The organism is Roseateles oligotrophus, assembly GCF_025717515.1.
Classification (GTDB): Bacteria; Pseudomonadota; Gammaproteobacteria; order Burkholderiales; family Burkholderiaceae_C; genus Paucibacter_A; species Paucibacter_A oligotrophus.
In genome coordinates this window covers 157,797-179,984 of sequence record NZ_JAJIRN010000006.1, presented here as the reverse complement: position 1 = coordinate 179,984, position 22,188 = coordinate 157,797, and the positions used below count along the sequence as shown (strand labels likewise).

Here is a 22,188-nt window from a genome sequence, read left to right as displayed (position 1 = left end):
TGTTCGTCTCGTTATTTGCGGGGTGGGCCACGGCATTGTTGAAAGAAATACATGAGCTTTGAAAATCTAGGCCTCCAAGAAGCCCTCCTGCGCGCTGTTAAAGATTCCGGCTACGAGACCGCCACCGAAGTACAAGCATTGGCAATTCCTGCCGGCCTGAAGGGCCTGGACATGATGGTGTCGTCGCGCACCGGTAGCGGCAAGACCGCCGCTTTCATCTTGCCTGCGCTGCACAAGGTGCTCGAGAGCCGTGCCAACCCGACCGCTCCTTCGGTTGACGAAAAGGGTCGCCGCAAGGTCCAAGGCCCCAAGGTCTTGGTGCTGTGCCCAACCCGCGAATTGGCAATGCAAGTGGCCAAGGCCGCTCAGACCTACGGCCGCTATGTGCCGGGCCTGCGTTTGTCGACCGTCTTGGGCGGCATGCCTTACGCTTTGCAACTCAAGCAATTGAGCGGCCCGCTTGACATCTTGATCGCCACCCCTGGCCGTCTGCTGGACCATATGCAGTCGGGCCGTGCGGTGCTGGACAACGTCGAATTGCTGGTGCTCGACGAAGCCGACCGCATGTTGGACATGGGCTTCATCGACGACATCAAGACCATCGCCGATCGCATCCCTTCGACACGTCAGACCGTGATGTTCAGCGCGACCTTTGCCGGTCACGTCGGCCGCTTGGCGCAAGACTTGTTGCGTGACCCGATGCGCATCGATGTGGCTTCGCACACCGACACCCACGAGAACATCACCCAGCGTCTGCACTGGGCCGACAACAACAACCACAAGGACCAGTTGCTTGAGCATCTGCTGGCCGACAAGGATGTTGACCAGGCGCTGGTGTTCACCAGCACCCAGCGCGACGCTGACTGGTTGGCTGAGCGCCTGCAGGAACTCGGCCACTCGGTCGCTCCGCTGCACGGCGGCATGCCGCAAGGTCGCCGCAACCGCGTGCTGATGGCTTTGCGCCGTCGTGAAGTGAAGGTTCTGGTTGCCACCGACGTCGCCGCTCGCGGTATCGACGTGCCGACCATCACCCACGTGATCAACTACGGTCTGCCGATGAAGGCCGAGGACTATGTGCACCGTATCGGCCGTACCGGCCGTGCCGGCCGCGCTGGTCTGGCTGTGACGCTGGCCACCCGCGATGATGTGTCGATGATTCGCCGCATTCAGCAGTTCACCACGCAACAAATCCCGGCCGCGCAGATCGAAGGTCTGGAGCCCAAGTCGCAAGAGCCACGCATCTTCCCGCCACGGCCGGCCGGTGCGGGTGGTTTTGAAGACCGCGGTGCGCGTCCTGCATGGGGCGGTAAGCCCGGCTTCGGCGGCAACAAGAGCTTCGGCGGCGGCAAGAGCTTTGGTGGCGGCGCAGGTCGGCCGTTCCAGCCACGCGATGGCGGTCAGCCTTTCAACCGTGATGCAGGTCGCCCGGCCGGCTTCGAGCCACGGGGTGACTTCCGTCAGGACAGCCGCCCATCGTTCGACCGTGCACCGGCCGATCGTGGCAATGATCGCGGTTTCGCTCCGCGCGGTGACTTCGCCCCACGTGGTGACTTCGCTCCTCGCGGCGACTTCGCGCCCCGCAATGACCGTCCGGCCTTTGGCGACAACAAGCCGTCCTTTGGCGGCAAGCCCAGCTTCGGTCAAGACCGTCGCCCGGCCGGTGGTGGTTTCGAGTCGCGCGGTCCTGGTGGCCCAAAGCGTAGCGGCCCTCCCAGTGGCGGCCCACGTCGCAGCGGCTTCGGTCGTTAATTTCCACTGTTGACTGCGGCGCCTTGAATGGGCGCTCGGTCAAGCAGTAGATGAAGAAGCCCGCTGAGAAGCGGGCTTTTTTATTGGGACAACCGAAATTCAGCTTCTAAGCTTATGCGCCAACAGGGTCAGTTAACTCAATGGGACGACACCAAGGGCTATGGCTTTATCTCGCCCGCCAATGGCGAGGCCAAGCTATTTGTGCACATCAAGGCCTTTGGTCTGCGCGCCGAGCGGCCAAAGTTGGGAGAGTCACTAAGTTTTGAGTTGGGGCAGGATGGCCAGGGCAAGCGCCGCGCGGTGAATGTTCGTGGGCTTCATGCGCCAGCCGTCAGGGCCAGCACATCGGCCAGCAGCCTCTATCTGATCCCGGCTTTTGCAGCGTTCTATCTGGTTTGCCATCTGCTCTGGCCTTTACCGCCGGCGCTATGGGGTGCTTATATGGCGATGAGTCTTGCCACCTTCATTGTCTACGCCGGCGACAAGCGTGCGGCCGCCAAAGCGCAAGAACGTGTGCCCGAACGCACCCTGCATGGCTTGGCGCTTGCCTGTGGCTGGCCCGGCGCTTTGCTGGCACAGCAGTTGTTGCGGCACAAATCCAGCAAGCCCGCCTTTTTGCGTGTTTTCTGGCTGAGCGCCGGGCTCAATGTTTTTGGGTTTGTGCTGCTGGCGACGCCGCTGCCAAAACAGCTGCTGCGCCTGTTGCTGGGATAATCGCCTTCATGCGGGAGAACCCAAACCCAGCGAGCGAAGACGAAGCTCGTTTTGAAGATTATTTTCGCGATGCGGCGGCTCCCGGTGAGGCGCAACTTTTGTGGCAGCTGGAGCGCCAAGAGGGCTTGACGGCCGGCTTGCGTGCGCTCTTTCACGGGCCGGCCAGCTTGGTCAAGCTGCGCGTTTGGGTGTTCCTGGAGGTGATGGCGATGCCGGCCTCGCGGATCAGCCGCGAGGTCTTCAATCAGCATTTCCATATGCTGCGCGACGAACCGCTGGAGTTGGTGCTGAAGCGTTTCCGCGAAGCCGACCTGCTGCTCTGGGATGGCTCCAACCAGCAATACAGCGTGACGCCCTTGGCGCAGCAGTTGCTGGGGGTGCTGACGCCGCTGATCACCAGCGTGGGCCAGGATGCCGACCTGACCGCCTTGCTGGCCAATGTGGCCGGCGCGCATCAGCTTGGCACCTTGGACCCGGCGCAGCTGCAGCATCTGCAGGCCCAGCTGTCCAGGCTCTATGACGAGTTTGCCGACGCGATCGCGAGCGGCTCCGAGTTCCATCTGCGCCGTGCTCGCCAGCGTTTTGGCAAGGCCTTGAACCTGGTGGCCAAAGCCAGCGAGGCCTTGACCGCCATCATGGTGCAGGCGCAGGAGCAGGGCAATGCAAGGCTTGAGCGGCTGGCGCGCGAGTTGGGGTTAGCACAGGCCCGGTTGTTGGCGATGGCCAGCCAGTTCAACCGTGCACTGCAACAGGCCGACCGCCAGCGCGTCACCTTGGGTTCAACCGGTATCACGACGACCGATGTGCGGCGCTGGTTGCAGAGCGTGCACTTTCTGGAAAATCTGTCTTTAGGCGCGCTGTCGCGGCCGGTCCATCCGGTCTTGGTGTCCCAGCATGAGTTGCTGGATCAGGCCGAGGCCGAGTTCGAGCGTGACCGGCCCAAGCCCAAAGAGGCCGAGCCGCTGCCGACTGCCCAGGCCGCACCCGAGGGCGAGCTGGCGGTGATGAGTTTGCCGCCCGAGATGGGGCTGATGCAGGCCTTGTTGAACCGCTGGGCCGAGGCCGGCGAGTTGGAGCAGGACTTGGCCCCCGCCGTGCTGGGTGGTAGTTATGCCCGCGCCTCCTACCGGGCGCAGTTACTACCGCTGCTGGGGGACCCTCAGGCCCAGCATCTGGCCGGCGCCACCGGCGATATGGCGCGCCAACCCTGGCGCGTGCATTGGGGCGTGGAGCAGGGGCCCATCGACGATGAATACATACGCTGGATGAGCCGAGGCGTGCTGCGAGCCAGCCCGGCTAAAAACAATGAGGAAGATCCGACATGAGCGCAGCTCTTGATGATGCGGCCGCCTTGGCGGCGCAATTGCTGGCGCGTCGCTGGTTACCGCGCAGCCACCCGCTGGTGCGCCGTGCGTTGATCGATACCGATGTCTGGACGGCTCTGAGCGAGCGCTTGGCTGCCGTTGGTTTGCGGGTGATCGATAACCTCTACGCCGATCACATCAGCGTGGCGATGCTGCGCCCGGCCGAGGTGGCGGTGTTTGGCGAGACCGGTTTGGCCGCCAACAACAACCTCGATTTGCCGCGGGACGGCGTCGCGCTGCTGGTGATCTTGTGGTCGCTGATCGTCTTGCCCAAGCGTCAGCGCCAGGTCGCCCGCGCCGACGCCAAGGAGCTGGGTCAGAACGAGATGTTCGCCACCGACAAACCGCTGCCGACGGCCGCCAGCGTCAGCCCGACGCTGTCCTATCGCAGCTTGCTGGTCGACTTTGGCAATCAGCTGGGCAAGAAGATGCGGCTCGACTCGAACCTGAAGTTATTGGAGCGCAACGGCTTCATCACGCGGCGCGGCGAAGACATTGCCGAAGGCCCCTTGCTCGACTTGCTGCTGGATTACGACACGCTGGCGCCGCGCATTCTGGACGGGGCGCTGGCCGATGTGCTGGCGCGCACGACCGATCTGCTGGCGGGGCCTGCCATCGCGGCGCTGCGGCGGGATCAGGTAGAAGAATTCCAAGAAGAAATAACGATAACAATAACGCCCGAGCAAGACTGACCATGTTTCATCTGCAATCTCTGGAACTGCTGCACTGGGACTATTGCCAGCGCGTCACCATGCCCTTGGACGGCGCCATCATCACGATCGCCGGGCCGAATGGCTCGGGCAAGACCACGCTGCTGGACGCGATGCGCACGCTGCTCGGGCTGGAATGCTCGGGCGGGCGTACTTACAAGACCTATGCCCGCCACGCTAACGCCGAAACCGCCTGGTTGCGGGCTTTGGTGGACAACCGCCCGCGCGGCCGCCAGAACAGCTCGCGGCCCTTTGCCAGCTCGCTGATCTATTCCGATCAGGTCACGCTGGCCTGCCGGATCGAGCGCCATGGCGGCGATTGGCAGCGCCGATACATGATGGTCGAAGGCGTGCAGACGGTCGAACAGTTGACTGAAGCTGCCGAGAAGGAATGGATGGGCATCGAGGCCTGGCGCCGCCGCTTGGAGGCCGCCGGTCTGACGCGCGCGATCGGCCGCGTGCTGGCGCTTGAACAGGGTCAGACCGACCGCTTGTGCGAGCTCAGCCCCAAGGAGCTGCTGCGCCTGGTGTTCGAGGTCTTTGGCGATCAGGAGGTGCTGGACCGCTATGACCAGGCTCGCAGCCATCAGCAGCATCTGCTCAAGGAAGTGGAACAAGCCGGCCACGAGCTCTCGCACACGCAGGCACAGTTGTCCGACCTGGCCAACCGCGTCACCAGCTATCAGCAATATCAGTTGCGCCTGCGCGAACGCGAGCGTATCGCCTCGGAAGTCTTGCCGGTCTTGCAGTGGAGCGAGGCTCGCGCGCGCACCGCACAGGGTTTGCGCGATCTGCATAGGCAGCGCCTGTTCGCCGGCGCCGATGCCCGCGCGCAGGCGGCCAAGCGGGCCGAGCTGCATGCCTTGTTCGAGGCCTCACAAAAAGCCAAGCAGCGCCTCGGCGAGTTGGACCAGGAGCGCCGCTTGAACCGCAGCGGTTTCGACGCCGCCCGCGAGGCCGAGCGGCCGATGGAGTTGCTGGCCAAGCGCGAGGAAGAACTGAAGGTTCTGGCCGCGGTGGAAACCGATGCGCAGGAGTTGGCGCAGCGGTTGGAGGACTTGAGCGGCCGCCAACACAGCCTGCGCGAGAGCTTCACGCGCGCCAATGACCAGAGCAAAAAGGCGCAAACCGCGCTCGACGGCCTGGCCGGCCAGCGCCTGCCGCCGCCGCCGGTCGACGTGACGCGCTTTCGGCGCGCGCTCGACGACGCCGGCATTCCTCACCATGTGCTGGCTGACTGCATCGACATTGCCGATGAAGCCTGGCGGGCCGCGGCCGAGGGCCTGCTGCGCCCGTCCCGCTGGGTGGTGGTGTTAGCAAGGCCGGGTGACGAGGCCCATGCCTTTGCGCTGGCCTCGCGCGAGCGCTATCGTCATTACGTGGTGGCCGAGGGCGAAAGCGCGCCGGCCGCTGCGCCCCCGGACTCCTTGCTCGCTGCGCTCAAGATCAATGCCAAGCTGCCGGGCTGGTTGTTGCGTCAATTGGGTGGCATTCGGCGGGTCAAAGACACCGAGGCCGGCGCCAAGGTTGGCGGCGAGTGGGTCACACCCGAGGCCTATTACCGCGACGGTCGCGGCGGGCGCAGCTTGTGGGTCGAGCCCCGTGACTTTCAATTCGGTGTGTCGGCGCTGGAGTCCCGGCGCAAGGCGCTGGAGAGCGAATTGGCGCGCTATGACGCCGAGTTGAGCCGTTTGGCCAAGGAGCAGGCCGAGGTCGAGCGCCAGTTCAAGGACGCACAGCGCGCCGCCCAGGGCCACAAGGCCGCCAAGGAATTGGGGGAGCGGGCGGATGAGTTTGCGGCGGCGCGCAGTCGTTTGCCGGCCTTGCGCCAAGCGCGTGCCGAGGCGTCCAGCCGCATGACGGCGCTGGAGGCCGAGCATGATCGGGCGTTGACCGCGCAAAGCCGCAGCGAGCGTGACTATGAGGCGGCGCAGCTGAGCCTGAAGGCCAGCGAAGAAAACGTTGGCCGCGCCGAGCGCGAGCATCTGACGCGCCTGCAAGACCTCAAAGCCCAGGCCAAGGCGTCTCGCGAGGCACGTGCGCGTTTCCCGTCGGCCTGGATACAGGCGAGCACGCTGCAAGCCTTGCGCGATGAGTTCGAGAATGCCAAGCAGGCCGAAATTGCCGGCCGCCATGTGCAGGCTGAATTGGAAAAAGGCGTGTGGGAAACCGACCCGCAGGTGCAAGAGCGCCATCACCGCATGAGTGCGGCGGTGCTTGAGCAAACCAGCCAGTTGGACGACCGACGTGCCAGCAACGAGATGGCCCGCATCGCCGCTTTCAATGCCCGTGAGCGCTATATCGATGTGTTGCGTGCGACCGTGCGGCGCTACAAGAAAAATGTGCAGGAGCTGGGCGAGTTGGCCGGCGTGATTGCCGTGGCCGAACTGCCGCATCTGGACAATGACGATATGGTGCTGGCGCAGGCCGGACTGCAGGTCAAGTTCAACTTCGACGGCAAGGGCGAGGTGGGACTCAACGACGGCGAGGCCTCGGGCGGCCAGCAGGTCTTGAAGAGTTTGATTTTGCTGGTCGGCCTGATGAAGGACGACGACAGTCCGGGCGGCTTCGTCTTCATCGACGAGCCTTTTGCTCACCTGGACGTGCGCAATATTCAGCTGGTCGGCCATTTCCTGCGCTCGACCCGCGCGCAGTATTTGCTGACGACGCCAATCACCCACAACGTCGAGGTCTTCGAGCCCAGCGAGATCACGCTGGTGACCAGCAAAAAGGGCCGGGGCGAGCGCTGGGCGCCGCCCATCGCGGTGTTGGCCCGCAGACCCGAGAAGTCTATTTACGACTGAGTGTTTTAAGGAGTTAGCGCATCATGCCTTTCGTCAACATCCAGATCACCCGCGAGGGCGCGACGCCCGAACAAAAGGCCGAGTTGATCGCCGGCGTCACCGAGCTGTTGGTGCGCGTGCTGAACAAGAACCCGGCCACCACCTTTGTCATCATCGATGAGGTTGATACCGATAACTGGGGAGTCGGTGGGCAATCGGTGACGGCGTTGCGCTTGGCGCAGGAGCGTGCCAAGGTCGGTAAATAGCTTGTCGAATCGCTTGCCGCGATGAATAAGGCCCCGTCAAGACGGGGCCTTATGCTTTGAGCAGCTGTACCTTAAGACCGGCGGCGCAGCAGGCCCATGCCGGCCAGGGCGAGCCCAACCAAGGCCAAGGAGGCAGGTTCGGGGATCTGGGCACCCTTGCCAACAATGACATTGATCTCAGACCGGGCCAGCGACTTGCCGTCGGCGCCGAATGCTTGCAGATAGATGGTGTAAGTGCCATCTTTTGTGGGGTCAAATTTGAAGTTGCTGTCGTTATCGAAGAAATCGTAGTTCCACGAATTTTGAACCAGGTTATTGGCCGCTTTCAAAGCGTTGTAGGACAGCAAGTAGTCGGGCAGCGTGGCGCCGGAAGCTTTTGTGCCCTGTCCTTGCGCGGTGGAGTTTTTGCCGAAGCTGTGATCCCAGGCCGCAGCGCCTCCTGCGGAAGGATTGGGTCCATTGATTAGGTCGAAAACCTGGAAGTGCGTGCCGACGCCAGCGTCGAAATCCATGCCCAGTTGGTAGGTGAGCGCAGCAATATTTTGGCCGGGTTTGGGGCTGGTGTTGGTGTTGATGGACCAATCAAAGTTCCAGGATGCCCGGGTACCGCCGGCGGTGCCATTGGCGCCGCCCGAGGGCGTGAAACCACCTGTTGCATGACTGTAGCTGCCGTCGTGATTGGAATTGGTCTGTCCTGTGGGGGAGTAGACGCCATTGATGTCGGGGTTGCCGTAGCGAACCCGTGCGCGCAGGCCAATTTCCAAGGATTCTGTTGTCGCGACGGTGAACCCGCCATTGCCGATTCCACTGCCGGTGATGACGTTGCCTGTAACGTCTCTATCGAACAGCAGCGTGCCGGCTTGGCTGTTGATGGAGAAGGCGCCTAGCAGCGCGAGAACTAAAGTCGAACGAATCATGAAGATATCCTTGTGCATCTGTTTTGAGGGTTAGGTAAAACTGCAGTGGTTTACCCTTGACTGTGGTCGCCGTTATTGGGCCAAGCTTGATTCTTTGACCGCCAAACGAATCATGGTTTGGTAGACGCAAGAATCATTCCAAAATCTTTTTAAAACAAGCAAGTCCTTGCCCTGTCTGAACTGCCAGTTGTCCATTGAGTGAGTTGCAATACCCAGTTAGCTTTTTGTCGTTCAAAGTGTAAAGAAATCCGACTGTCTCGTTTTGATGCGAATCTGATGCGGGTTTGGTTTTTTGACTTCTCCTGGATGGCTCGAACCGATGGAGTCGTAACATTCGGCGTCGCTTGATCCGTCGTGCCATTGAATATCTATGTCCCGCTCCTCCCGCCTGTTCGACCTCCTTCAATTGCTGCGCCGCCACCGCCACCCGATTCAGGGTGCGGCGCTGGCGCAGCAGATGGACGTTAGCCTGCGTACGCTGTACCGTGACATCGCCACCTTGCAAGCACAGGGTGCGCAGATCGAAGGCGAGGCAGGTGTCGGTTATGTCTTGAAGCCCGGTTTCATGCTGCCACCGTTGATGTTCTCGATGGATGAGTTGGAGGCCTTGGTGCTGGGGTCGCGCTGGGTAGCCGGGCGCGCCGAGGATGCGCAATTGGCCGAGGCTGCGCGCAATGCGCTGGCCAAGATTTCCGCCGTCTTGCCGGCGGACTTGCGCCATGAACTCGATAGCTCGGCCTTGTTGGTCGGCCCCGGCGAGCCGCTGAACGGACCCGAACAGTTGATGGCCCGCCTGCGCTCGGCGATGCGAAATGAGCTGACGGTGACACTGCAATACCGCGACCTGAAAGGCCGGACCAGCGAGCGCAGCGTCTGGCCTTTTGCGCTGGGTTTTTTCGACTCGGCGCGGGTCCTGGTGGCCTGGTGCGAGATGCGCCAGGCGACCCGTAACTTCAGGCTTGACCGGATCGAGCGCCTGACGGTGCTGGAGACCCGCTATCCCAGGCCACGCCAGGCCTTGCTGAGCGAATGGCGGGCGCAGGAGGGCATTGCGCCGCAGTAGCCTGCCCGATCATTTCGCTGCTGCCAGAAATTGACACCGCCGGTTTTTACGATGAACGCTTCTTCAATCAGACAGTAGAAGGTTCATCGACATGACGCAGCCCAATTTCATTCTTCTCTATGTCAGCAGCCCCCCCGAGAGCGCGGCCTTCTATGCGCGCTTGCTGGGCCGCGAGCCCATCGAGGCAACGCCAACCTTTGCCATGTTCGCGCTCGACTCCGGTGTCATGCTGGGTTTGTGGGCACGCCATACGGTGGAGCCCATGGTCGCTCCGGGCTCGGCCAAGGCCGGCAGCGAGTTGGCCTTTGCCCAGCGGGACATGGCCGCCGTTGACGGCCTGCATGTCGAATGGATGGCGCTTGGCCTGCCCATCATTCAGTCGCCCACCTCGATGGACTTCGGCTACACCTTCACCGCAGTTGATCCGGATGGTCACCGGTTGCGGGCCTTTGCGCCGCACCCGCAATGAGGGCGTTGAACGCAAGCCTGCCGGGTTTTGAGCCCGAGGCGTTGCCGGTGGTCCGAAACTGGATCGCTGTGGCCAGCGCCGAGCATGTGCGGCGCGGGCGTGCCGAAGGCTTTATGCAGGTCTGCCATGGCAAGGCCGCGCCGCTGCGGCGTTTGCGGCCCGGCGACCGGGTGGCGTATTACTCGCCCAGCACCCAGTTCGGCGGCAAAGACAGGCTGCAGTCCTTCACCGCCCTGGGCGAGGTGCTGGACCGCTCGCCTTATGCATTTGATATGGGCGGTGGCTTTGTGCCGTTTCGGCGCGATGTGGCTTGGCGGGCCAGTCGCGAGCTGCCAATACAAACCGTGCTGGAGCGGCTCGAGTTTTCGCGTGGACAAAGGAACTGGGGTTATCAGCTGCGCTTCGGCCTGTTCGAAATCAGCGATCACGATATGGGCTTGCTTGCCGAGGAGATGGCGGTGCGCAGGGCCTGCCATTCGCATGCTTGATACCGGTCAAAAATGATTCACATCCCCGTGCTAGGCTGACTTCAGTTCCATGGAGTAGGTCGATATGTCAACGGTACCGAATCAGCAAGTTCCCGCGGCCGCGATGGTCACCATGGCCGGCATGACGAGCGCCCTGCAAGCCTGTGGCCCGGCCGGCGAGTACATGGTGGATCTGATGCAGCGCAACGTTCTGTTCTGGGACGTGATGCGCCAGCGCAGCCAGCAGTATTACGATCAGAAGGGCAAGAACGTACCGCATGTGCTGAGTTTTGATGCCGAGCTGGTACTCGATGCCCGCCGCTTCGAGAAGCCGGTCAATTACTTGCTGGTGCACATCAAAGAAGCGCCCGGTGTGACGATTGATCCCTTGAAGCGGCCCTTCGTGGTGGTCGATCCGCGCGCCGGTCATGGGCCTGGCATCGGCGGTTTCAAGGCCGACAGCGAAATTGGTGTGGCCATGCGGGCCGGCCATCCTTGCTACTTCGTCGGCTTCACGCCCGAGCCGATGCCGGGCCAGACCATCGAAGACATCATGTATGCCGAGGCGATCTTCCTGGAAAAGGTGATCGCGCTGCATCCGCAAGCCGAAGGCAAGCCCTGTGTCATCGGCAACTGTCAGGCCGGCTGGGCGGTGATGATGCTGGCGGCGCTGCGGCCCGAGTTGTTCGGCCCCATCATCGTTCCGGGCTCGCCGCTGTCCTATTGGGCCGGCGTCGAGGGTGAGAATCCAATGCGCTACGCCGGTGGCTTGGCCGGAGGCAGTTGGATGACGGCGTTAGCGGGTGATATGGGCCAGGGCAAATTTGACGGCGCCTATCTGGTCGAGAATTTCGAGAAGCAAAACCCCGCCAACACCTTGTGGGGCAAGAACTACGCGCTCTGGTCCAAGGTTGATACCGAGGGGCCGCGCTTCATCGAATTCGAAAAATGGTGGGGCGGCCATGTCAAGCTCAACGCCGAAGAGATCCAATGGATTGTTGATGAGCTCTTCATAGGCAACCGCCTCGCCACCGGCGAGATCCTGACCAAGGCGGGGGAGCGGATCGATCTGCGCAATATCCGCTCGCCCATCGTCTGCTTTTGCTCCAAAGGCGACAACATCACGCCGCCGCAGCAGGCGCTCGGTTGGATCGTTGATCTCTATGCCTCCGACAACGAGTTACTCGCTTGCGGCCAGACCATCATCTACACGATCCATGAAACCGTCGGCCATCTGGGCATCTTTGTCTCGGCCGGCGTGGCCAAGAAGGAGCATCAGGAATTCGCGTCCAATATCGACCTGATCGATGTCTTGCCGCCCGGTTTGTACGAGGCGGTGATCTCGCCCAAGACGGCCGATACCGTCAATCAAGGCGACATCAACGACGAGTGGATCGTGCGCTTCGAGCCGCGCAGCTTGAGTGATATTCGGACCATCGTGGCTCCCAGCCTGGAGAACGAGCGACGCTTTGCCGCCGCCCGGCGGGTGTCGGAGATCAACCTCGGCCTGTATCGTTCGCTGGTTCAGCCCTTGGTCAAGTCGCTTGTCAATGATCAGACGGTCGAGTTGATGCGGCAACTCAAAGCTGCCGAGTTGCCGTTTGAGATCTTCTCGGAGCGTAATCCGCTGACCCCGCAAATTGCCCGCCTTGCCGAGCAGGTGCGTGAGCAGCGCCAACCGGTGTCGCCAGATAACCCCTTATTGCAGTGGCAAGCGATGGCGTCGCAGCAGATCACGGCTGCGCTGGACGCTTATCGTGATATGCGTGACAGCATGACGGAGAAAACCTTTCTGGCGATCTACAGCTCGCCGCTGCTGCAGGCCATGGTCGGCTTGGGGGCGCCGGACGAGGCGCCGCGCCGAGGCCCAGGGATCGAGGCCGAACGCCGGGCGGCCATCGAGCGACGCATTGCCGAGCTCAAGGCCGGCATCGCCGAGGGCGGCGCGCGCGAGGCGGCCATTCGTGCGCTGGTCTATATCGGCATGGGCGGGGAGGGCGTCGATGAGCGCAACTTCAAGGAGTTGCGCGAGATCCGTTCCAAAAATTACGCCATGCCGCTGCAGGAATTCAAGCAGACCCTGCGCGAGCAGTACTTCAGCCTGAAGCTCGATACCGAGGGGGCGCTCGCGGCGATTCCGCAGATGTTGCCTGCCGATGCCAGCAGCCGTGCCCTGGTGTTGGAGGCGATCCGCCGAATTCTTCAGGCGACCGGCACGGTGAGCGGCGAACGGGCGCAGCGCTTGGCGCAGATTGAGCAGCTGTTTGAGGTCGATCAGGTGCTTGCCCTTGAGCAGCCAGTAACTGCGCCAAAACCGGCAACTAAACCGGCGCCAAAACCGGCAACCAAGGCGGCAACCAAGGCGGCAACCAAGGCGGCCCGCAAGGCGCCAGCCAAGGCCAATGCCGTCAAGGCAAGCAAGCCCTAAAAGGAAGAGCATGGAACGCAAACACGAAAAATACGATCGCCTGATTGCGCACTGCAAGGAGTTGGCGCCGGTCGCCTGCGCGGTGGCGCATCCCTGCGATGAGAGTTCCTTGCGTGGCGCCTTGCAGGCCGCCGAGATGGGTTTGCTCAAACCCATTCTGGTCGGCCCCAAGCGGCGCATCGAGGCTCTCGCAGCGCAGTTCGATCTCGATATTTCCGGCTGTCAATTGTTTGATGCACCGCATAGCGTGGGCTCGGCCGAGATCGCCGTTCGCCTCGCCCGCGAAGGCAAGGCCGAAATGCTGATGAAGGGCAGCCTGCACACCGATGAGTTGATGGCCGCGGTCGTCAAACGCGATACCGGTTTGCGCACCGGTCGGCGGGTCAGCCACTGCTTCGTCATGGACGTGCCGGCGATCGACAAGGTGCTGATCATTACCGATGCGGCGGTGAATATCTTCCCGACGCTGCAGGACAAGGTTCACATCGTCCAAAACGCGATCGACCTTGCCCATGCGCTTGGCATGGCAGAGCCCAAGGTCGCGATCCTGTCCGCCATGGAGACCGTCAACCCGGCCGTGCCGTCAACGATCGAGGCGGCCGCCTTGTGCAAGATGGCGGAGCGCGGCCAGATTACCGGCGGCATCCTCGATGGCCCGCTGGCGCTGGACAACGCGATCGACCTGGGTGCCGCCAAGATCAAGAAGATCAACTCGCCGGTGGCCGGTTGCGCCGACATCCTGGTGGTGCCCGACCTGGAGGCCGGCAATATGCTGGCCAAGAGCCTGAGCTTTATGGCCGAAGCCGATGCCGCCGGCATCGTGTTGGGCGCGCGCGTGCCCATCATCCTGACCAGTCGGGCCGATTCGCTGCAAACCCGATTGGCCTCCTGCGCGGTCGGGGTCCTGGTCGCCCAAGCCAGGCGCGTGAACGCCGCCAAGGCAGTGGCGCCATGAGCCGGGCCATTCTGGTCCTCAATGCCGGCTCATCCAGCATCAAGTTCTCGCTCTTTCTTGAGCAAGGCGAGTCCTTGGAGTTCTTTCTTGGTGGCCAACTGGAGGGGCTCTACACCTCGACTCGCTTCAAGGCCAAGCAGGCGCAAGGCCTGTTGATGCGCGAAAACGATTGGCCGCAGGGGCTACCGCTTGGACATGATGGCGCCATCGCCTACCTGGCCGACTTTTTGCGTGAAGAACTCGGGCAGCACAGCTTGGTCGCCGTGGGCCACCGGGTCGTGCACGGTGGGCTTGATTTCGCCGCACCGCTGCGCCTGAACGCCGAGACGGTCGAGAGGCTTGAAAAGCTCAACCCGCTGGCACCGCTGCACCAGCCGCACAACCTCAAACCGATTCGCCTTCTGCTTGATCGCCTGCCCGATTTGCCTCAGGTGGCTTGTTTCGATACCGCCTTCCATCGCACGCAGCCCGAGTTGGCGCAGATGTTCGCCTTGCCCAAGGATTTGCATGACGAGGGCGTGCGGCGTTATGGCTTTCATGGCCTGTCCTACGAATACATCGCGTCGGCGTTGCCGGCACTCGACCCGGCCGCCGCGCAGGGCCGCTGCGTAGTCTTGCATCTCGGCAATGGCGCCAGCATGTGCGCGATCTCCGGCGGCAACAGTGTTGCTAGCACCATGGGTTTCACCGCGCTGGACGGCCTGCCGATGGGCACGCGCTGCGGCGCCTTGGACCCGGGTGTCATCCTCTATCTGATCGACCAACATGGCCTGGACGCGCGGGCGATCGAGGATCTGCTCTACAAGCAGTCGGGCTTGTTGGGCGTGTCCGGCCTGTCCAGCGATATGCGCACGCTGCTGGCGAGTGAGGAGCCGCGCGCCAAGCTGGCGGTGGACCTGTATGTCTACCGCATCGTGCGTGAGTTGGGCTCGCTGGCCGCCGCCTTGGGCGGGCTGGACGCGCTCGTGTTCACCGGCGGTATCGGTGAGAACAGCGCCGAAATTCGTGCGCGCGTGTGCCGTGCGGTGGCCTGGTTAGGTCTTGAGCTGAATGAGTCGGCCAATCAGAGCGGGCTCGCGAGGATCAGCGCACCGGCCAGCAAGCTGTCGGCCTGGAAAATTCCGACCGATGAGGAATTGATGATTGCCCGCCATACCCGGCGGCTGCTGGCTGAATAGAAGGCCGCAAGGCATCGTTCGCGCGCTCGACCCCTCGCGAACGAGCTCGGCAAGACCGTCTTCGATCCTTGCAAGCTTGGGCATTCTGTCAAAGAGATCGTCCCGCTGGTGCTGATGTGCGAGTCCCGCAGCCAGCGCCGTGCACGATCGAGCGAATCTTGAAAAGTGACGCCAGCGTTTGAGTCAAAGAAAAGCCGGCCTCATTGGGCAAACTGCACGGCCTTTTGTTGATGCAGGGCCAGGATCATGCCTGGGCCTTGGCGGGCGCCTGGGCGGCGCGGGCATCAAGGCCGTGCCGATCAGTTCTTGCCTTGATCGACAGGGTTTGCACAAACCCTCAAGAGCTCAGCGCTCCGAATCGCCCGGAGCGAAACCGCATGCCGGGTGGGATGGCAGGGCCGCAGCCAACATTGCGGCCCCCTTTGCCGAAGCCCCGTCAGAGGCGAGCAATCAAATGCTTGGCCAGACCTCTGCCTGAACATCAAAGCGTGGGTACCAATCGGAGGGCAGGGTGCCGGACCAGACCCGGTTGTGGTGCGGCAACAGGCGTTTTTTGCCAAAGGTCATGCGGGCATCTGCGAGGGCCAGCAGGCTGCGGGCGGTCCAGTCGGCCCCGGTCGGGCTGGCGGCGGCACCCAGCGTCACGGTCAAGGGCGCCGGGCCGGTAAGCGCTGCGAATTCTGTCTCGACGGCAAGACGCAGCGTCTCGGCGGTGGCGACAGCCGCGGCAAGGTCGGTGGCCGGCAGCAGCATCACGAATTCATCGCCACCCAAATGGGCGAGGCTGGCGCCGGCAGGCAGCAGCGAAGTCAATAGATTGGCCGCCCGTGTCAGCACGGTTTGGGCTTGTGCATGGCCTTGGTCTTCCAGATAGGCCTTGAAGTGGTCGAGATCCAGCGTTAGCACGGCCAGTGGCTGCGCGCTCGCTCGCGCCGCGGTGGCCGCCTGCTCCATCAGGCTCTGCAGGGCTTGGCGATCCAGCAGGCCGGTCAATTGTTCGGCAATCAGATTGGGCATTGAGCACTCCATTCAGGAACTGAGAGCCCATAGTATGCAGGCCGGCGAGCTTTGACATCCTCCAAATCCCGATGTTTTTGCGCTCAGTTCCTGATCCGGCTTAATTTGCCGACTCGCCTTCGATCAAGAACGGCTCGATCAGACGCGACGCGCATCGACCTTTCAGGCCCTAGAGGTGTTCGCAGACCCGCAGCGCAGGTCCCGGTGCGCCACCACAAGCCCTGGTCCCCTGATGATGGCGCGCAACTTGTCCGATTCCGGTCGAGGTGGCTCAGGTGGATGACACCGTGCCGGGCTTGCAAGTAGGCCACGTGCCAATTGCTTGACGATGGCGCGCATTTAGTCATCGACGGTGTGGCCGACCTGCTGCCGCTGATCGACGAAATTGAGCAAAGCATTGCCGAGGGTGAAAGGCCTGCCTGGGCAAGGGCACCTGCCGGCCTGAGACAATGGCGACATGAGTGAAATTCAAAACAGCAGCGAACGCCCGGACGGCTTTATTCGCGTACAAGCGGCGCTGGCCGAGGCCTGCCATGCCCACGCACCGGAATGGTTGGAGGTGGCCGCACGCACCTCGCAGGAGGCGGCCGATGCCTTGGGCGTGAGCCTGGGGCAGATCGCCAAATCGGTGGTTTTCAAACGCAAGTCGGACGAGGCCGCCGTGCTGGTGATCGCCTCGGGTGACAAACGCGTGGACGAGAAGAAGCTCGTCCCGCATGCCGGCCCGCTGGGCCGCGCCGACGCGGACTACGTCAAGGCGCGCACCGGTTTTTCGATCGGCGGCGTCTCGCCCTTGGGGTTTTTGCCGGCCGCTGATGCGCCGCAGCCCTTGCTCTTTATCGACCAGGAGCTGTTTCGCTTCGAGGTGATTTGGGCCGCAGCGGGCCACCCCAATGGCGTGTTCAAGATGTCGCCGGCCGAGTTGACCGCGCTGACCGGCGCGCCGGTGATCGACGTGGTGCAAGCATGACGACCCTTGTCAGCGCCCCTGCGGTCAAATCACCTTGCACCAATGTCTGCAAGATCCATCAGCCGACCGGTTATTGCGAGGGTTGCGCGCGCACGATTCCTGAAATCACTGTCTGGTCCAAGTCCGACGACGCTGCCCGCTTGGAGATTTTGAGCCGCTTGCCGCCGCGCCGCGAGCACTTGCTCGACCTTGGCATTTTCAGCGCCGCCGAACAAACCCACGAGCCTTGAAAGGCCAAGCCCCACCATGAAGCAATTGCGTTTTTATTTCGACCCGATCTCGCCCTACGCGGCGCTGGCCTTCGAGCGTCTACCCGAAGCCTTGAGCGGCATCAGCTACAGCGTCGAGTACCGGCCGATTCTGTTCGCGGCCCTGCTGCATGCCTTGGGCCAAAAAGGCCCGGCCGAGATCGAACCCAAGCGTCAGTGGACCTTCCGCCAAGTGGCTTGGGCCGCGCACCAGCTGAATATTCCTTTGCAAGTGCCGGCGCAGCACCCGTTCAACCCCTTGCCGCTGCTGCGCCTGGCCTGGGCCTGTGCGCCCGCCGGTGGCACGCCGAATCGCCTGCAGGTCGAGAAGATCCTCCGCCATGTCTGGCGCGGCGAGGGCGCCGATGCCAATCAGCCGGAGCGCCTGGCTCAGCTGACGCAAGACCTGACCCCGGTGCGCGATGTCGCCAGCGAGGAGATCAAGGAGGCCTTGCGCGGTGCGACCGAACAAGCGCTGGAACTGGGCGTCTTCGGCGTGCCGACGATTGAGGTGGATGGTCGTCTTTTTTGGGGCCTTGATTCACTCGAAATGCTAGCGGCTTATTTGCGCGGTGACCCCTGGTTTGAGCAGGGTGCCTGGGAGGCGGCCGCCAGACCAAGGCCCGGCGTGCGGCGCGCCAGCCATTGACCCCCGGGACTTACCCTTGATCTGGATTAAATTTTGCATCATGAAATCATAGGCAAGGGTTTCAGCGGATTTTGTAAGCGAACGTTCAGCGCGGCGTCAGAGTGGGGTCAGAGGGCGCTTCCATAGTTGCACCAAGAGCTGCCGGTCGGTGGTTCTCAGGCAACAATTTGGAGACATCCACCATGGCAACTGCAACAGCAGTCTCCACGAGCAACACGCCAATGACGGGTGAAGAGAAGAAGGTCATCTTCGCCTCCTCGCTGGGCACCGTGTTCGAGTGGTACGACTTTTACCTCTACGGTTCTTTGGCGCCAATTATCGCCAAGCAATTCTTCTCGGGGCTTGACCCGCAAGCGGCGTTCATCGCGTCCTTGCTGGCCTTTGCCGCCGGCTTCATCGTGCGCCCCTTCGGCGCTTTGGTGTTCGGCCGTCTGGGCGACATGATCGGTCGCAAGTACACCTTCTTGGTGACGATTCTGATCATGGGCTTGTCGACCTTCATCGTCGGCGTGCTGCCCAATTACGCCACCATCGGCGTCGCCGCTCCGGTCATCTTGATCGGCCTGCGCATGCTGCAAGGCTTGGCTCTGGGTGGTGAGTACGGCGGTGCCGCAACCTATGTGGCCGAACATGCGCCACATGGTAAACGTGGTGCTTACACCTCCTGGATCCAAACCACCGCAACGCTGGGCTTGTTCCTGTCGCTGATGGTGATTCTGGGTACCCGCACGCTGATCGGCGAGACCGCCTTCGGTGACTGGGGCTGGCGCGTGCCTTTCATCGTGTCGATCTTGTTGCTGGCCGTCAGCGTCTGGATCCGCTTGTCGATGAACGAAAGCCCTGCTTTCCAGAAGATGAAGTCCGAGGGCAAGACCTCCAAGGCGCCGCTGTCGGAATCCTTCGGTCAGTGGAAGAACCTCAAAATTGTCATGCTGGCGCTGTTCGGTCTGGTTGCCGGCCAGGGCGTGGTTTGGTACTCGGGCCAGTTCTATGCGTTGTTCTTCCTGACCAGCGTCTTGAAAGTGGAAATGTCCACGGCCAACATCATGGTGGCGGTTTCGCTGCTCTTGGGCACACCGTTCTTCGTGATCTTCGGCACCTTGTCGGACAAGATCGGCCGCAAGCCCATCATCATGGCCGGCCTGCTGCTCGCCATCGTTACTTACTTCCCGCTGTTCAAGGCGCTGACCAATGCCGCCAACCCTGACCTGGCCAAGGCGCAAGCTAGCGCCCAGATCACGCTGACGGTCGACATGGCCACTTGCTCCTTCCAGGGCAGCCCGATTGCTCGTGAAGTCGACTTCACCAGCAGCTGCGACATCGCCAAGCGTGCGCTGGCTCAATCTTCGGCCAGCTACGAAACCATTGCCGGCCCAGCCGGATCGGTGGCCCTGGTCAAGGTCGGCGACAAGGCCATCAATGGTCTGAACGCTACGGTGATGGCCGGTGGGCACAAGTTTGACGAAGCCAGTGCCAAGGGCATCGCCGCCTTCAAGAAGGAATTGAGCGAAGCGATGAAGGCCGCCGGCTACCCCGCCAAGGCCGACCCCGCCAAGATCAACCAGCCGCTGGTGGTGGCGATCCTGTTCGTGCTGGTCTTGTACGTGACCATGGTCTACGGCCCGATCGCCGCGATGTTGGTGGAGTTGTTCCCGACCCGCATTCGTTACACCTCGATGAGCCTGCCTTATCACATTGGCAACGGCTGGTTCGGTGGACTGCTGCCTTCCATCACCTTCGCGATGGTGGCGCAGAACGGCAACATCTATCACGGTCTGTGGTACCCGATCGGCGTCGCCGCAATGACGCTGGTGATCGGCCTGCTGTTCGTGCGTGAGACCAAGGACGTGGATATTTACGCGAACGACTAAGAGGCAATCGCCTCGGCGTCAAACGCTTGATTTGAACGGGGTGGCCTTCGGGCTGCCCCTTTTTTATTGACGGGCGCTTTTCGCTGACTTTGCTCAGGCTGGAGTCAGCAAGGCCGGCAACAATGAAATTTATCGCTCACCTTTTTGAACTGGAATCGAATCATGTGGAAAATTCTCGTCGGCTTCGCCGTCTTCGCTGCTCTGGCCATCTTCATCTTGATGAAGAGCGGCGGAAACATTGACATGGGCGGAGAGAAGCACGATGTGGCTGCGCCGCATGCCGAAGGCACGGCAGCTTCTGGCGCTTCGGCAGCATCGGCCGTAGCGGATGCCGCTGTAACGCCAGCTTCGGCTGCCTCTAACTGACCGGCGTTGCCGCGTCAAAGGAATCATTGGGCGGGCGTAGCTTGATATACATCAATAGCGCCCCGTCTTGCTGATGTACGCTGCGGCATGCGCAAGCTCTTTAGAAGTCTGGCGGGCAAGCTCGCCCTGATTCAAACCACCTTTTTGGTCGTGGCCCTGGCCTCGATCGCCTTCACGCTATGGGTGTCATGGCAGTTGGAAGGCGGGGCGGGGGCTATCAACGAGGCCGGTCGCATGCGCATGCTGACCTATCGGCTGACGCTGATGCATCAGGCCGGCGAGCACGCCGATGTGGTGGACGGTGTGGCCAAGTTTGACGCCATGGTGTTGAGCCTGCGTAACGGCGATCCTTCGCGGCCGCTCTTTATTCCCGACAACCAGGCCAGTCTCGACCGTTTCGCCGAAGTCGAGTTGGCTTGGCTGCCTCTGCGCGGCAAGCTGCTTGCGCCAGCCGATGGCGCGGCCCTGCGTCACCAAGCCGATCAATTCGTCAACACGGTTGATGCCTTTGTTTCGGCCATAGAGAACGCGATTGCCACTCGCACCGCCTTGCTCGGCGGCCTGTGTTTCGGCCTGGTGGTGCTGGTGGCGGCGGCCTCGGTGGTGTTTGTGTCCGGTACTTTTGTCTGGATTATTCAGCCGCTGCAGCGCCTGCGTGATGGCTTGAAGCAGATGGCGGCGCGCGATTTTTCTCAGCGCATCGATGAGCGCAACACGGTCGAAGAATTCGCGTCGCTGGCCTTGGGCTTCAATGCCATGGCCGACGCGCTCGAGGGCGCCTATCGGGGCCTGGAGCAAAAAGTGGCCGAGAAGACGGCGGATCTGGCGCGCCAGAACGAACGCCTGGCCGCGCTCTACGATGTCGCGCTGATGGCGGTGCAAAGCCAGCCCAGCATCGAAGATCTGGCGCAGGAATTTGCCTCAAAGATCAGCCGCATTGCCGGTGCCGACGCGGCGGCAGTGCGCTTGGCGGCCGAGGACGGCGAGCGCCTGCTGATGTTGGGTCAGGTGCGCTTGCCTGCGAGCATGGCCACGGCCGAGGCCTGTGTGCGGCGCGGTGATTGCGCTTGCGGCGAGCACCTTGAGACCGTGATCGGTGCTCGCATCATCCCGATCCGCGCCTTGGGTGAAAAGAAGCTCAAGCATTGCGAGGCTGCCGGCTATCAGACGGTGGTAGCGGTGCCCATGCGCACGCCCAATCGCACGGTCGGCGAGGTGGAGTTGTTCTATTACGGTGAGCGCCATATCTCGGACGAGGAGCGCCATTTGTTCGATGCTTTGGCCGGTCAGGTGGCGACCCAGCTTGATAACCTGCGCCTGGCCTCACGCGACCGTGAAATGGCCGTCAGCGAGGAGCGCAATCTGATGGCGCAAGAGTTGCACGACTCGATCGCTCAGTCTCTGGCCTTTTTGAAAATCCAGGTGCAATTGCTGCGCCATGCGATCAAAGATGGCAAAACAGCCGAGGTTGAAGCCAGCTTGGCCGAGATTGATACCGGTGTACGCGAGAGTTATGCCGATGTGCGCGAGTTGCTCTTGCACTTCCGCACGCGCCCCGGCCACGAGGACATTGCCCATGCGCTGCGCGCGACGCTGTCCAAGTTCGAGCTGCAAAGTGGTCTGAGCACGCATCTGACCATTGCCGGCCAGGGCGTGCCCTTGCCGCCGGATCAGCAGGTGCAGGTCTTGCATGTCTTGCAGGAAGCACTTTCCAATGTGCGCAAGCATGCCGGTGCAAAGTCGGTGGAGTTGCGTGTGACGCAGGCGCCGCAGTGGCGTTTCGAGGTGCGCGATGATGGCTCCGGCTTTGATGCGCTGACCGGGCGTTTCGATGAAACCCATGTCGGCCTGCACATCATGCGTGAGCGGGCTCAGCGCATCGGCGCCAAGTTGCAAGTCAACAGCCAGGTCGGGCAGGGCACGCAGATCAGTTTGACCTTGCCACCCCAGAGCCGCTTGGCGGCGCTGCAGAATCTTGAATCCGAGTCCGCATGAGTTATGCGG

General features: G+C 62.2%; 20 protein-coding genes. 18 read left to right on the top strand and 2 right to left on the bottom strand.

Translation table 11 applies throughout. The annotated features are described in order from the left end of the window. Positions 1-51 precede the first annotated feature (51 nt). The 6 genes from LNV07_RS14230 (at position 52) to LNV07_RS14205 (ending at position 7,586) form a co-directional block, all read left to right on the top strand. Complete coding sequence (locus LNV07_RS14230; RefSeq protein WP_263571826.1) at positions 52-1,749, top strand: DEAD/DEAH box helicase; 1,698 nt, start codon at positions 52-54, stop codon at positions 1,747-1,749. A 114-nt stretch (positions 1,750-1,863) separates the two neighbouring features. Beyond that, positions 1,864-2,463, top strand: coding sequence for a cold shock and DUF1294 domain-containing protein (locus LNV07_RS14225; RefSeq protein WP_263571825.1), 600 nt, complete (start codon positions 1,864-1,866; stop codon positions 2,461-2,463). Positions 2,464-2,471: 8 nt separating this feature from the next. Continuing rightward, the gene (locus tag LNV07_RS14220; RefSeq protein WP_263571824.1) at positions 2,472-3,788 is read left to right on the top strand and encodes a hypothetical protein; all 1,317 of its coding nucleotides are present in this window, start codon (positions 2,472-2,474) and stop codon (positions 3,786-3,788) included. Further along, positions 3,785-4,519, top strand: coding sequence for a hypothetical protein (locus LNV07_RS14215; protein WP_263571823.1), 735 nt, complete (start codon positions 3,785-3,787; stop codon positions 4,517-4,519). Before LNV07_RS14220 ends, LNV07_RS14215 begins: the two co-directional genes overlap by 4 nt. A gap of 2 nt (positions 4,520-4,521) precedes the next feature. After that, positions 4,522-7,341, top strand: a complete 2,820-nt coding sequence (locus tag LNV07_RS14210; RefSeq protein ID WP_263571822.1) for an ATP-binding protein — start codon at positions 4,522-4,524, stop codon at positions 7,339-7,341. A 23-nt stretch (positions 7,342-7,364) separates the two neighbouring features. After that, entirely contained in the window at positions 7,365-7,586 is a 222-nt protein-coding gene (locus tag LNV07_RS14205) for a tautomerase family protein (protein ID WP_263571821.1), read from the top strand. Between the two features lie 71 nt (positions 7,587-7,657). On the opposite strand, the gene LNV07_RS14200 is transcribed toward LNV07_RS14205, so the two are convergent. After that, entirely contained in the window at positions 7,658-8,503 is an 846-nt protein-coding gene (locus tag LNV07_RS14200; protein ID WP_263571820.1) for a PEP-CTERM sorting domain-containing protein, read from the bottom strand. Between the two features lie 370 nt (positions 8,504-8,873). Between LNV07_RS14200 and LNV07_RS14195 the strand changes: the two genes are divergently transcribed. The 6 genes from LNV07_RS14195 to LNV07_RS14170 all read left to right on the top strand — a co-directional run bounded on the left by LNV07_RS14195 (position 8,874) and on the right by LNV07_RS14170 (position 15,063). Beyond that, positions 8,874-9,566 (top strand): helix-turn-helix transcriptional regulator, encoded by a 693-nt coding sequence (locus LNV07_RS14195; RefSeq protein WP_263571819.1) that lies wholly within the window; start codon positions 8,874-8,876, stop codon positions 9,564-9,566. 91 nt (positions 9,567-9,657) lie between these two features. Next, positions 9,658-10,035, top strand: a complete 378-nt coding sequence (locus LNV07_RS14190) for a VOC family protein (RefSeq protein ID WP_263571818.1) — start codon at positions 9,658-9,660, stop codon at positions 10,033-10,035. Further along, positions 10,032-10,523 (top strand): EVE domain-containing protein, encoded by a 492-nt coding sequence (locus LNV07_RS14185; protein WP_263571817.1) that lies wholly within the window; start codon positions 10,032-10,034, stop codon positions 10,521-10,523. Before LNV07_RS14190 ends, LNV07_RS14185 begins: the two co-directional genes overlap by 4 nt. A 64-nt stretch (positions 10,524-10,587) precedes the next feature. Further along, positions 10,588-12,930 carry a DUF3141 domain-containing protein gene (locus LNV07_RS14180; RefSeq protein ID WP_263571816.1) on the top strand — a complete coding sequence of 781 codons (2,343 nt, stop codon included), beginning with the start codon at positions 10,588-10,590 and terminating at the stop codon, positions 12,928-12,930. 10 nt (positions 12,931-12,940) lie between these two features. Continuing rightward, positions 12,941-13,885: a phosphate acetyltransferase gene (locus tag LNV07_RS14175; protein WP_263571815.1), complete on the top strand. Its 945-nt coding sequence runs from the start codon at positions 12,941-12,943 to the stop codon at positions 13,883-13,885. Continuing rightward, positions 13,882-15,063 (top strand): acetate/propionate family kinase, encoded by a 1,182-nt coding sequence (locus LNV07_RS14170; RefSeq protein ID WP_263571814.1) that lies wholly within the window; start codon positions 13,882-13,884, stop codon positions 15,061-15,063. The genes LNV07_RS14175 and LNV07_RS14170 overlap by 4 nt, the downstream gene beginning before the upstream one ends. Positions 15,064-15,513: 450 nt before the next feature. On the opposite strand, the gene LNV07_RS14165 is transcribed toward LNV07_RS14170, so the two are convergent. After that, positions 15,514-16,080, bottom strand: coding sequence for a GGDEF domain-containing protein (locus tag LNV07_RS14165; RefSeq protein WP_263571813.1), 567 nt, complete (start codon positions 16,078-16,080; stop codon positions 15,514-15,516). A gap of 457 nt (positions 16,081-16,537) precedes the next feature. Here LNV07_RS14165 and LNV07_RS14160 point away from each other — a divergent pair, with 457 nt between their 5' ends. The 6 genes from LNV07_RS14160 (at position 16,538) to LNV07_RS14135 (ending at position 22,179) form a co-directional block, all read left to right on the top strand. After that, positions 16,538-17,050 carry a YbaK/EbsC family protein gene (locus LNV07_RS14160; RefSeq protein WP_263571812.1) on the top strand — a complete coding sequence of 171 codons (513 nt, stop codon included), beginning with the start codon at positions 16,538-16,540 and terminating at the stop codon, positions 17,048-17,050. Next, a complete protein-coding gene (locus LNV07_RS14155) occupies positions 17,047-17,280 on the top strand; it encodes a DUF1289 domain-containing protein (protein WP_263571811.1) in 234 nt (77 codons plus the stop codon). The genes LNV07_RS14160 and LNV07_RS14155 overlap by 4 nt, the downstream gene beginning before the upstream one ends. 16 nt (positions 17,281-17,296) lie before the next feature. Further along, positions 17,297-17,947 carry a 2-hydroxychromene-2-carboxylate isomerase gene (locus LNV07_RS14150; protein ID WP_263571810.1) on the top strand — a complete coding sequence of 217 codons (651 nt, stop codon included), beginning with the start codon at positions 17,297-17,299 and terminating at the stop codon, positions 17,945-17,947. Positions 17,948-18,129: 182 nt separating this feature from the next. Beyond that, complete coding sequence (locus tag LNV07_RS14145) at positions 18,130-19,818, top strand: MFS transporter (protein ID WP_263571809.1); 1,689 nt, start codon at positions 18,130-18,132, stop codon at positions 19,816-19,818. Between the two features lie 162 nt (positions 19,819-19,980). Further along, positions 19,981-20,184, top strand: coding sequence for a hypothetical protein (locus LNV07_RS14140; RefSeq protein ID WP_263571808.1), 204 nt, complete (start codon positions 19,981-19,983; stop codon positions 20,182-20,184). 87 nt (positions 20,185-20,271) lie between these two features. After that, positions 20,272-22,179 (top strand): type IV pili methyl-accepting chemotaxis transducer N-terminal domain-containing protein, encoded by a 1,908-nt coding sequence (locus LNV07_RS14135; protein WP_263571807.1) that lies wholly within the window; start codon positions 20,272-20,274, stop codon positions 22,177-22,179. Positions 22,180-22,188 lie beyond the last annotated feature (9 nt).

What these genes read in the sequence shown, in the direction of transcription:
- LNV07_RS14230 (WP_263571826.1), top strand. Translation starts at nt 52, where the DNA reads ATGAGCTTTGAAAATCTAGGCCTCCAAGAAGCCCTCCTGCGCGCTGTT.
- LNV07_RS14225 (WP_263571825.1), top strand. Translation starts at nt 1,864, where the DNA reads ATGCGCCAACAGGGTCAGTTAACTCAATGGGACGACACCAAGGGCTAT.
- LNV07_RS14220 (WP_263571824.1), top strand. Translation starts at nt 2,472, where the DNA reads ATGCGGGAGAACCCAAACCCAGCGAGCGAAGACGAAGCTCGTTTTGAA.
- LNV07_RS14215 (WP_263571823.1), top strand. Translation starts at nt 3,785, where the DNA reads ATGAGCGCAGCTCTTGATGATGCGGCCGCCTTGGCGGCGCAATTGCTG.
- LNV07_RS14210 (WP_263571822.1), top strand. Translation starts at nt 4,522, where the DNA reads ATGTTTCATCTGCAATCTCTGGAACTGCTGCACTGGGACTATTGCCAG.
- LNV07_RS14205 (WP_263571821.1), top strand. Translation starts at nt 7,365, where the DNA reads ATGCCTTTCGTCAACATCCAGATCACCCGCGAGGGCGCGACGCCCGAA.
- LNV07_RS14200 (WP_263571820.1), bottom strand. Translation starts at nt 8,503, where the DNA reads ATGATTCGTTCGACTTTAGTTCTCGCGCTGCTAGGCGCCTTCTCCATC.
- LNV07_RS14195 (WP_263571819.1), top strand. Translation starts at nt 8,874, where the DNA reads ATGTCCCGCTCCTCCCGCCTGTTCGACCTCCTTCAATTGCTGCGCCGC.
- LNV07_RS14190 (WP_263571818.1), top strand. Translation starts at nt 9,658, where the DNA reads ATGACGCAGCCCAATTTCATTCTTCTCTATGTCAGCAGCCCCCCCGAG.
- LNV07_RS14185 (WP_263571817.1), top strand. Translation starts at nt 10,032, where the DNA reads ATGAGGGCGTTGAACGCAAGCCTGCCGGGTTTTGAGCCCGAGGCGTTG.
- LNV07_RS14180 (WP_263571816.1), top strand. Translation starts at nt 10,588, where the DNA reads ATGTCAACGGTACCGAATCAGCAAGTTCCCGCGGCCGCGATGGTCACC.
- LNV07_RS14175 (WP_263571815.1), top strand. Translation starts at nt 12,941, where the DNA reads ATGGAACGCAAACACGAAAAATACGATCGCCTGATTGCGCACTGCAAG.
- LNV07_RS14170 (WP_263571814.1), top strand. Translation starts at nt 13,882, where the DNA reads ATGAGCCGGGCCATTCTGGTCCTCAATGCCGGCTCATCCAGCATCAAG.
- LNV07_RS14165 (WP_263571813.1), bottom strand. Translation starts at nt 16,080, where the DNA reads ATGCCCAATCTGATTGCCGAACAATTGACCGGCCTGCTGGATCGCCAA.
- LNV07_RS14160 (WP_263571812.1), top strand. Translation starts at nt 16,538, where the DNA reads ATGAGTGAAATTCAAAACAGCAGCGAACGCCCGGACGGCTTTATTCGC.
- LNV07_RS14155 (WP_263571811.1), top strand. Translation starts at nt 17,047, where the DNA reads ATGACGACCCTTGTCAGCGCCCCTGCGGTCAAATCACCTTGCACCAAT.
- LNV07_RS14150 (WP_263571810.1), top strand. Translation starts at nt 17,297, where the DNA reads ATGAAGCAATTGCGTTTTTATTTCGACCCGATCTCGCCCTACGCGGCG.
- LNV07_RS14145 (WP_263571809.1), top strand. Translation starts at nt 18,130, where the DNA reads ATGGCAACTGCAACAGCAGTCTCCACGAGCAACACGCCAATGACGGGT.
- LNV07_RS14140 (WP_263571808.1), top strand. Translation starts at nt 19,981, where the DNA reads ATGTGGAAAATTCTCGTCGGCTTCGCCGTCTTCGCTGCTCTGGCCATC.
- LNV07_RS14135 (WP_263571807.1), top strand. Translation starts at nt 20,272, where the DNA reads ATGCGCAAGCTCTTTAGAAGTCTGGCGGGCAAGCTCGCCCTGATTCAA.